Here is a 9818-nt window from a genome sequence, read left to right on the forward strand (position 1 = left end):
ACTAAGCAGGGACTGCTATTCGATGGCAGTGGAAGCACAACGAAGCAGGCCGACGGGCGCCGCCAGGCGGCCGTCGCGTATCATGCCGTCCTTCGTTTCGAAAATCACGGTGCCGATGCGCCGCTTCCTTGGTCACCACATCTTTTCCAGCCTGACGCGGCGCATCCTGTTCCTCAACCTTGCCGGCCTAGCTGTCCTGGTCACCGGCATCCTCTACCTCAACACCTTCCGCGACGGGCTGATCGACGCCCGCGTCGAAAGCCTGATGACGCAGGGCGAGATCATCGCCGGCGCGATCGCGGCATCGGCGACGGTCGAGACCGACTCGATCAGCATCGATCCGGAAAAGCTGCTTGAGCTGCAGGCCGGCGAGAGCCTTGGGCCTGGCTCTGACCAGCTCGACAATCTGGATTTTCCAATCAACCCCGAGCGTGTCGCGCCGGTGCTGCGGCGGCTGATCTCGCCGACCCGGACGCGGGCCCGCATCTATGATCGGGATGCCAATCTGCTGCTCGATTCGCGTCATCTCTATTCGCGCGGCCAGATCCTGCGCTACGACCTGCCGCCCGTCGAAGAGGAAGAGCCCGACCTTGTCGAGCGTGTCCAGAAATTCATCTTCGACTTCTTCCGCAACACCGACCTACCGGTCTATCGTGAGCAACCGGGCGGCAATGGCGCGGCTTTCCCGGAAGTGGTCAAGGCGCTGACCGGCAGCCCGTCGACCATCGTGCGCGTCTCGGAACAGGGCGAGCAGATCGTTTCGGTGGCGGTGCCGATCCAGCGCTTCCGCGCCGTTCTCGGCGTGCTGATGCTGTCGACCGAAGGCGGCGACATCGACAAGATCGTCGCCGCCGAGCGCAAGGCGATCCTGCGCGTATTCGGCATCGCGGCACTTGTCACCGCCATCCTGTCGATGCTTTTGGCCTCGACCATCGCCAATCCGCTGCGCCGGCTGTCGGCGGCGGCGGTGCGTGTGCGGCGCGGCGTCAAGAGCCGCGAGGAAATCCCTGATTTTTCCGACCGGCAGGACGAGATCGGCAATCTGTCGGTCGCCGTGCGTGACATGACCAATGCCCTCTACGCGCGCATCGAGGCGATCGAAAGCTTCGCCGCCGATGTGTCGCATGAGTTGAAGAACCCGCTGACCTCGCTGCGCAGTGCGGTGGAAACCTTGCCGCTGGCCAAGAACGACAATTCGCGCAGCCGGCTGATGGAGATCATCCAGCACGACGTCCGGCGGCTGGACCGGCTGATCACCGACATCTCCGACGCCTCCCGTCTCGACGCCGAACTCGCGCGTGAGGACGCCGGGACGGTGGACCTGAAGAAATTCATCACCGACCTCGTCGCCGTGTCGCGTGAAGCCACGCGCAACAAGAAGGCGGTCGAGATCGAGCTCAAGGTCGCCAAGCTGCCGCAGGGCGTCAAAGGCTATATCGTCGTGGGCCATGACCTGCGCATCGGCCAGGTCGTCACCAATTTGATCGAGAATGCCCGCTCCTTCGTTCCCGAGGACCACGGCCACATCAGCCTGTCGCTGGCCCGCGCCGGCAAGTTCAACATCCTGACCGTCGACGACAATGGTCCCGGTATTCGCGCCGACAACATCGACCGCATCTTCGAGCGCTTCTACACCGACCGGCCGGCCGGCGAAGCGTTCGGCCAGAATTCGGGCCTTGGCCTTTCGATCTCCAGGCAGATCGTCGAGGCCCATGGCGGCACACTGACCGCCGAAAACATCCCCGGCACCAAGCCCGGCGAGATCAAGGGCGCACGCTTCGTCGTGACGCTGCCGGCCGAAGCATGATTGCAGACCGTGCAGCCTGAAAACATTCATGCAACGGCAATCCTGATCGGTGAACGCGGCATTCTCGTCAGCGGGGCATCCGGTTCGGGCAAGACGACGCTGGCGCTGACGCTGATCGACCATGGCCGCCAGCGCGGATTGTTTGCGCGGCTGGTTGGCGATGATCAGCTTTTCGTCGAGGCGCATGCGGGACGGCTGGTGTGCCGCGCGCCGGCCACCATACAAGGTCTCGCCGAGGTGCCGGGGCTCGGGCCACGGAAGCTGCCGTTCGAACCGGCCTGCGTCGTTGACCTGCATTTACGCCTGCTGCCGGCCGGCGAAATCGCACGGTTCCAGGAGGACGCCAGCGACGAGATCGCCGGCTGCGCGGTACCGCGGATCGATCTGGCCGAGCGCAATGTCCAGGCGACCCTGCCCGCCGTGATGGCGCGGCTGTCCATCGTGCCTTTTCTATGATCCGCTCCGGTTTTTTTGTTGCAATGCGTCAAAATGGCATGGGCCGGCGCAATTTTGGGCTTGTCAACGGGCCGCGCGTCGACAAGATAGCGCTCCCGCCGCCTGGATTGGCTGGCGAGCATAAAATGCGCCTGTGAAGCGGCGATGACGGGAGCCACCAAAGAATGATCGGACTCGTGCTTGTAACGCACGGTCAACTGGCCACCGAGTTCCGACATGCCGTCGAACATGTCGTCGGGCCACAAGACAATTTCGAAACCGTGGCGATCGGTGCCGACGACGATATGGAACAGCGTCGCCGTGACATCGTCGACGCGGTCGCCCGTGTCGATACCGGAACGGGCGTCATCGTGCTGACCGACATGTTCGGCGGCACGCCGTCGAACCTTGCCATTTCGGTGATGGAGTCCGGCCGCACCGAAGTGATCGCCGGCATGAACCTGCCGATGCTGATCAAGCTGTCCTCGATCCGCAAAGGCGACAACATGGCGGCCGCGCTCGACGAGGCGCAGGCCGCCGGCCGCAAATACATCAATGTCGCCAGCCAGCTTCTGAGTAGCAAATGAACGCGCTATCCCCGGAGAAAGACCAGATCATCCGGGAGTTTCCGATCGTCAACCAGCGCGGCCTGCATGCGCGCGCCTCGGCCAAGTTCGTACAGCTCGCCAGCGGCTTCAACGCCGCGGTCCATGTCGAGAAGGACGGCGTCAAGGTCGGCGGCACCTCGATCATGGGCCTGATGATGCTTGCCGCCAGCCCGGGCTACTCGATCCGCGTCACCGCCAGCGGGCCGGAGGCGCTTGAGGTCATGGACGCGCTCGAGCAGCTTGTCGCCTCCCGCTTCGGCGAGGAATGCTGACCTCGCACACCGCCAAAAACATGCCAGAGAGACATGCAGGGATAAAGATTTCTTTATATCCCATTGTCGTCTCGGCCTCGATCTGCTAGTCAGGCCGGCAATTCGCGCCCTTCGACGCGCCTCCCGGCGCGGGCGCATCCGCAAACAATTCGCACGCACATCAAATCGCAGGGAGCACTGCCATGACGGGTAGCAAGGACTATGTGGTCGCCGACATCTCGCTTGCCGGCTGGGGCCGCAAGGAACTGGATATCGCCGAAACCGAAATGCCGGGCCTGATGGCCTGCCGCGAGGAATTCGGCACCAAGAAGCCGCTGAAGGGCGCGCGCATCACCGGCTCGCTGCACATGACCATTCAGACCGCGGTGCTGATCGAGACGCTGAAGGAACTCGGCGCCGACATCCGCTGGGCCTCSTGCAACATCTTCTCGACSCAGGACCATGCGGCGGCRGCGATCGCCGAAGCCGGCATTCCGGTYTTTGCCGTCAAGGGTGAGAGCCTCGAGCAGTATTGGGACTACACCGACCGCATCTTCCAGTGGACCGATGGCGGCCTCTCCAACATGATCCTCGACGATGGCGGCGACGCCACAATGTACATCCTGATCGGCGCCCGCGCCGAGGCCGGCGAGGACGTGCTGTCCAACCCGCAGAGCGAGGAAGAGGAATATTTCTATGCCCAGGTCAAGAAGCGCCTGAAGGCTTCGCCCGGCTTCTTCACCAAGCAGAAGGCTRCSATCCGCGGCGTCACCGAAGAGACGACCACGGGCGTCAACCGGCTCTACCAGTTGCAGAAGAAGGGCCTGCTGCCCTTCCCGGCGATCAACGTCAACGACTCGGTCACCAAGTCGAAGTTCGACAACAAGTATGGCTGCAAGGAATCGCTGGTCGACGGCATCCGTCGCGGCACCGACACGATGATGGCCGGCAAGGTCGCGGTCGTCTGCGGTTACGGCGACGTCGGCAAGGGCTCGTCGGCCTCGCTCAAGGGCGCCGGCGCCCGCGTCAAGGTCACCGAGGTCGACCCGATCTGCGCCCTGCAGGCAGCGATGGACGGCTTTGAAGTCGTCACGCTGGAAGACGCGGCTCCGACCGCCGACATCGTCATTACCACCACCGGCAACAAGGACGTCGTCACCCTCGACCACATGCGGTCGATGAAGGACATGGTGATCGTCGGCAATATCGGCCACTTCGACAACGAGATTCAGGTGGCGTCGCTGCGCAATCTGAAATGGACCAACGTCAAGCCGCAGGTCGACATGATCACCTTCCCGGACGGCAAGCGGATGATCCTGTTGTCGGAAGGCCGCCTGCTCAATCTCGGCAACGCCACCGGCCATCCGAGCTTCGTCATGTCGGCGTCCTTCACCAACCAGGTGCTGGCCCAGATCGAGCTGTTCAGCAAGGGCGAGCAGTACCAGAACCAGGTCTATGTGCTGCCGAAGCATCTCGACGAGAAGGTCGCGCGCCTGCACCTCGACAAGCTCGGCGCCCGTCTGACCGAATTGTCGGGTGAACAGGCCGCCTATATTGGCGTCACGCCGCAGGGTCCGTTCAAGCCGGAACACTACCGCTATTAACCAAAGCTAAATTTACTACCAGATATTGWWGCCGGGCGATTGACTTTTCGCCCGGCTTTATTTTTGCGCGCAATCGCCTTCACGGCGATTCGGCGAGGGTTTATTGTCAGGTGATTCGCGACGCTTCCGGCCCGAGAGGGGATCAGAGAGGCGCGTATCAGGGCGGTCTTGCATTCAGGCGGCGGAGAGGACCAAGACATGCCGGGGCAAAACCCGCACGGAGCGGGATCGGCCGTTTCCGGCGGCCAAGACGATTCGGGGACCGCAAGCTCGGCCACCCAGGGCGGGCGCCTCTCATGGCGTGCCCGCGCGGGCTTGTTCCTGGCCAGCTCCGCGCTGGCCGGTCCGTTGGCCAGCGCTGTGGCGCATGCCGAGAACGCCACTGTCGCCACCGCCGGGCTGTCGATCAACACGGTCGAAGTCATGCAGCTTGCCGTGTTCGTCGGCGTGACCGGCGCGGCATTGCTGTCGGCCATCGTTCTCATCCGCGAAAGGGGCCGCACCTCGGCAGAGAATGTCGAACTGAGAAGCCGTGTCGCCGACGTCAACGCGGCACTGCGCCGTTCGGAAGCGCTGCTCAATCTGCGCGACCAGCGTGTGGTCGTCTGGGCCTCGGAAAACAAGAAGCCCGAACTCATCGGCACATTGCCGGTCGAAAGCGGCGCGCCGGAAGAGCGGGCGGCATTCCTCGCCTTCGGCCGTTGGCTGATGCCGCGCTCGGCGGCGGCGCTTGAGCATGCCGTTGCAGGCTTGCGCGAAAAGTCCAGGCCGTTCGACCTGGTCATCGAATCGCAGGCTGGCGCACCGCTCGAGGTGCATGGCCGCAAGAGCGCCGCGCATATACTGGTGCGGTTTGTCTCGCTTTCCGAGACACAGCGCAGCCAGGCCCGGCTGAAAATCGACAACCAGCGGCTGGCCGCCGACCATGACACGATGATCGGGCTGCTCGAAGCGCTGAAGATGCCGGCATGGCTGCGCGACGAGCACGGACGCCTGAAATGGGTCAACCGGGCCTATGCCGACGCGGTCGAAGCCGAAAGCGCCGAAGCCGCCGTCCGCGACGCCAAGGAATTCCTCGGCGGCCAGGCACGCGAGGCGATCGGCGCTCAGCACAAACTGCATCCAGTTTTCGAACAGTCGCTCTCCACGGTGATCGAAGGCGACCGCCGGGTGTTCGCGGTGACCGACTTCGCCGGTGCCGACGGCTCGGCCGGCCTTGCCTGCGACACCAGCGCCATCGAGACCATTCGCGGCGAATATGAGCGCACGGTGCGCAGCCACGCCGACACGCTCGACCAGCTCAACACCGCCGTCGCCATCTTCGACACCGACGAGAAGCTCCGCTTCTTCAACCAGGCCTTCCAGAAACTGTGGGGGCTGGACAGCGGCTTCCTGCTCAGCGCGCCCGACAACGCGCTTTTGCTCGACCGGCTGCGTAGCGAAGGCAAGATCGCCGAGCAGCCCGAATGGCGCCGCTGGAAGGAAGGCCTGCTCGGCGCCTATCGCGCGGTCGAATCGCAGGAACATTGGTGGCATCTGCCTGACGGCAAGACCATCCGCGTCGTCGCCAACCCGCAGCCCAAGGGCGGCGTCACCTGGGTGTTCGAGAACCTGACCGAGAAGATGGACCTGGAAAGCCGCTATCGCACCGCGGTGCGGGTCCAGGGCGAGACGCTCGACAATCTCGCGGAAGGCGTGGCGGTGTTCGGGCCCGATGGTCGGCTCCGCCTGTCGAACCCGGCCTTTGCCACGCTCTGGGGATTGAGTGGCGACGCTGCCAAACCCAATGTGCACGTCTCGACGATCCGTGATCTCAGCGACCGACAAGCGGTCGACAGCCCCTGGCCTGGCTTCGTCGCCGCCATCACCGGGTTCGACGACGAGCGCCGCGAACGCCATGGCCAGACCGAGCTCAACAACGGCATCGTGCTGCGCTACGCCGTGATTCCGCTGCCCAACGGGCAAGTGATGATGACCTTCGTCGACGTCACCGACAGCGTGAATGTCGAACGCGCGCTGAAGGACAAGAACGAGGCGCTGGAAAAATCAGACCAGCTCAAGAACGACTTCGTCCAGCACGTGTCCTACGAACTGCGTTCGCCGCTGACCAACATCATCGGCTTCACCGAACTGCTTTCCGTGCCGACGACCGGACCGCTCAATCAAAAGCAGCGCGAGTATGTCGAGCATGTCAGCTCGTCCTCCTCGGTCCTGCTCACCATCGTCAACGATATACTCGACCTTGCGACCGTCGATGCCGGCATCATGCAGCTCGACATTTCCGAGGTGCATGTCGACCGCACCATCGCGGCAGCTGCGGAACTCGTCGCCGACCGGCTGCAGGAGCATTCGATCCGGCTCGAGGTCGATGCAGCTGCTGCGCCGAAGACGTTCCACGGCGACGAAATCCGTATCCGCCAGATCCTCTACAATCTGCTCAGCAACGCCGCCAACTACGCGCCGGAAGCCAGCACCATCCGTCTCGCCTGCCGCCATCTGGCGGACGGTGTGGAATTTTCCGTTCATGACGACGGTCCCGGCATGCCGCCGGATGTTCTGGATTCGGTGTTCCGCCGCTTCGAACCGCGTACCAATGGCGGCCGCCGGCGCGGTGCCGGCCTCGGCCTGTCGATCGTCAAGAGCTTTGTCGAATTGCATGGCGGCCACGTTCGCATCGAAACCGGCAAGGACAAGGGCACGACCGTCATCTGCACCTTCCCCGACATGCCGGGCATCCGCGCCGCAGCCGAGTAGCGCGCTCGATGACGGGCCTGGCGCTGGAGCGATTGCTCACCGATGAGACACAGACAGCGCGATTGGGCGAGGATCTGGCGCTGTCTCTGCGCGCCGGCGACGTGCTGGCGCTCAAGGGCGATCTCGGCGCCGGCAAGTCCACTCTCGCACGGGCCCTGATCCGAACGCTTGCGGACGACACCAGCCTCGACGTGCCAAGCCCGACCTTCACTTTGGTGCAGAGCTACGACACGCGCATCCCCGTCCATCATTTCGACCTCTACCGCCTGTCCTCGGCGGCCGAAATCGACGAGCTTGGCTTCGAGGAAACGCTGACGCAAGGTGCTGCCCTGGTCGAATGGCCCGAGCGTGCCGAGGGCTATCTGCCGAAGACAACGCTCTTGATCGAGCTTCTCCAGCATGGCGATGGCCGGTTGGCGCGACTGTCCGGCCAGGGGGCGGCCTTCGACCGCGCGGCGCGGTCGCTGGCCATGCGCGGCTTTCTGGAAGATGCCGGCTGGGGCGAAGCGCGGCGGCGCCATTTCATCGGCGATGCCTCGGCCCGCTCCTATGAGATCGTGACGCTTGCCGGCCATGAGCCGCGCGTGCTGATGAATTCGCCGCGGCTGGTGCTCGGCCCACCGGTGCGCGACGGCAAACCCTATGCGGTGATCGCCCACACCGCCCAGTCGGTCTCCGCCTTCGTCGCCATCGACCGGGCTTTGAAGGCCGGTGGTGTCAGCGTTCCGGAAATCCATGCCGAGGATCAGGACCAGGGCTTTTTGCTGATCGAACATCTCGGTGCTGAAGGATTTCTCGGCAAGGACGGCGAGCCGCTGGCCGAACGCTACGCGGCCGCGGCCGAGCTGCTGGCCATGATGCATGGCAAGACCTGGCCGCAGCGCCTGCAAGCCGGACCCGGCAGCTTCCACGAGGTGCCACCCTTCGACCGCGATGCGATGATGATCGAAGCCGAGCTGCTGGTCGACTGGTATGTGCCGGCGATATCGGGCGGCCCGGCCAGCGACGATCTGCGCACTGGCTATGCCAGGGAATGGAACGCGCTTTTCGACCGGCTGCATGGCAGCGAATACACGCTGATGCTGCGCGACTTCCATTCGCCCAACATTGTCTGGCGCGAGAATCGCGCTGGGCATGACCGGCTGGGCATCGTCGATTTCCAGGATGCGCTGATCGGGCCTTCAGCCTATGACGTGGCTTCACTGGCCATGGATGCCCGCGTCACCCTATCGCCCGAAATCGAAAAGCGGACGCTCGACGCCTATATAGCGGCGCGTCATGCAGCCGGCGCTTTCGACGAAGCAAGCTTTCTGGAAGCCTACGCAATCATGGCCGTACAGCGCAATTCCAAGATCCTCGGCATTTTCGTGCGGCTCGAAAAGCGCGACGGCAAACCTTGTTATCTGAAGCACCTGCCGCGCATCCGCGACTATCTGCGCCGGGCGCTGTCCCACCCGGCGCTTGCCAGCCTGCGGGGTTTCTATCGCGCGCACGGCTTGCTTGAGGAACGAACGCTGTGACAGCAAGACCGGACACTGCCATCGTACTCGCCGCCGGGCTTGGCAAGCGCATGCGGCCTATCACCGACACCATCCCCAAGCCGCTGGTCAGGATCGCCGGCAAGACGTTGCTCGACTGGGGCCTCGACAGCCTCGCCGCCGCCGGCGTCGCCAAGGCTGTGGTCAATGTCCACTATCTTCCCCAACAGATCGTCGCCCACGTCGCGGCGCGCCGCGCACCGAAGATCGTCATTTCCGATGAAAGCGACCGGCTGCTCGATTCGGCCGGCGGCATCGTCAAGGCGCTGCCGGAACTGGGCGAGCAGCCCTTCTACATCCTCAATGCCGACACCTTCTGGATCGACCACGGTCCGCTCAATCTTGGCCGCCTCGCCCTTGCATGGGACGCCGCGAAAATGGATATTCTGCTGATGCTGGCGGATCTCCATCAGGCGACCGGACACTGCGGCTCAACCGACTTCCTGGTTGCGCCGGATGGTGCCTTGCGGCGCTCAAAGGGCGATCCCGCTGGGCTGATCTATGCCGGCGCCGCGATCATCCATCCGCGCCTGTTCAAGGATGCCCCGGCCGAACCGCATTCGCTCAACGCCTATTTCGACAAAGCCATTGCCGCCGGCCGGCTGTTCGGCATGCCGATGCACGGCCACTGGATCACCGTCGGCACGCCCGATGCCATCCCGCTGGCGGAAGAAGCCGTCGCAGGCGCGCTAACCACCGCATCGGCCCGAAAATCGGAATCGATTTTCGGAAAGCACGATGCGTRGATTCAAAGAGTTAGATCGTCCTTTGTGCGCCCAAMCGGGCGCACGGCGATCTAATGCGCAATGAGCGGCTCGAGC

General features: G+C 63.9%; 8 protein-coding genes. All 8 read left to right on the forward strand.

Annotation, left to right across the window (positions count from 1 at the left end; all coding sequences use genetic code 11):
- Window positions 1-22 precede the first annotated feature (22 nt).
- The 8 genes from AC1DX0_RS09250 (at window position 23) to AC1DX0_RS09285 (ending at window position 9797) form a co-directional block, all read left to right on the forward strand.
- The gene (locus AC1DX0_RS09250) at window positions 23-1807 is read left to right on the forward strand and encodes a stimulus-sensing domain-containing protein (protein ID WP_477218617.1); all 1785 of its coding nucleotides are present in this window, start codon (window positions 23-25) and stop codon (window positions 1805-1807) included.
- Window positions 1808-1816: 9 nt separating this feature from the next.
- Window positions 1817-2263 carry an HPr kinase/phosphorylase gene (locus tag AC1DX0_RS09255; protein ID WP_477219099.1) on the forward strand — a complete coding sequence of 149 codons (447 nt, stop codon included), beginning with the start codon at window positions 1817-1819 and terminating at the stop codon, window positions 2261-2263.
- Between the two features lie 164 nt (window positions 2264-2427).
- Window positions 2428-2829 carry a PTS sugar transporter subunit IIA gene (locus AC1DX0_RS09260; protein WP_027032585.1) on the forward strand — a complete coding sequence of 134 codons (402 nt, stop codon included), beginning with the start codon at window positions 2428-2430 and terminating at the stop codon, window positions 2827-2829.
- Window positions 2826-3122, forward strand: a complete 297-nt coding sequence (locus AC1DX0_RS09265) for an HPr family phosphocarrier protein (protein ID WP_477218618.1) — start codon at window positions 2826-2828, stop codon at window positions 3120-3122. The genes AC1DX0_RS09260 and AC1DX0_RS09265 overlap by 4 nt, the downstream gene beginning before the upstream one ends.
- A gap of 182 nt (window positions 3123-3304) precedes the next feature.
- Window positions 3305-4705 (forward strand): adenosylhomocysteinase, encoded by a 1401-nt coding sequence (gene ahcY, locus AC1DX0_RS09270; RefSeq protein ID WP_477355059.1) that lies wholly within the window; start codon window positions 3305-3307, stop codon window positions 4703-4705.
- A gap of 198 nt (window positions 4706-4903) precedes the next feature.
- The gene (locus AC1DX0_RS09275; RefSeq protein ID WP_477218620.1) at window positions 4904-7459 is read left to right on the forward strand and encodes a sensor histidine kinase; all 2556 of its coding nucleotides are present in this window, start codon (window positions 4904-4906) and stop codon (window positions 7457-7459) included.
- 8 nt (window positions 7460-7467) lie between these two features.
- The gene (gene tsaE / locus AC1DX0_RS09280; RefSeq protein ID WP_477218621.1) at window positions 7468-8979 is read left to right on the forward strand and encodes a tRNA (adenosine(37)-N6)-threonylcarbamoyltransferase complex ATPase subunit type 1 TsaE; all 1512 of its coding nucleotides are present in this window, start codon (window positions 7468-7470) and stop codon (window positions 8977-8979) included.
- Window positions 8976-9797, forward strand: a complete 822-nt coding sequence (locus AC1DX0_RS09285) for a nucleotidyltransferase family protein (RefSeq protein WP_477355062.1) — start codon at window positions 8976-8978, stop codon at window positions 9795-9797. Before tsaE ends, AC1DX0_RS09285 begins: the two co-directional genes overlap by 4 nt.
- Window positions 9798-9818 lie beyond the last annotated feature (21 nt).

It is taken from the genome of Mesorhizobium sp. P3_A9 (assembly GCF_056402975.1).

Bases quoted from the DNA above. Each gene is read 5' to 3' on its own strand.
- AC1DX0_RS09250 (WP_477218617.1), top strand. From the start codon at position 23: ATGGCAGTGGAAGCACAACGAAGCAGGCCGACGGGCGCCGCCAGGCGG.
- AC1DX0_RS09260 (WP_027032585.1), top strand. From the start codon at position 2,428: ATGATCGGACTCGTGCTTGTAACGCACGGTCAACTGGCCACCGAGTTC.
- AC1DX0_RS09265 (WP_477218618.1), top strand. From the start codon at position 2,826: ATGAACGCGCTATCCCCGGAGAAAGACCAGATCATCCGGGAGTTTCCG.
- AC1DX0_RS09275 (WP_477218620.1), top strand. From the start codon at position 4,904: ATGCCGGGGCAAAACCCGCACGGAGCGGGATCGGCCGTTTCCGGCGGC.
- tsaE (WP_477218621.1), top strand. From the start codon at position 7,468: ATGACGGGCCTGGCGCTGGAGCGATTGCTCACCGATGAGACACAGACA.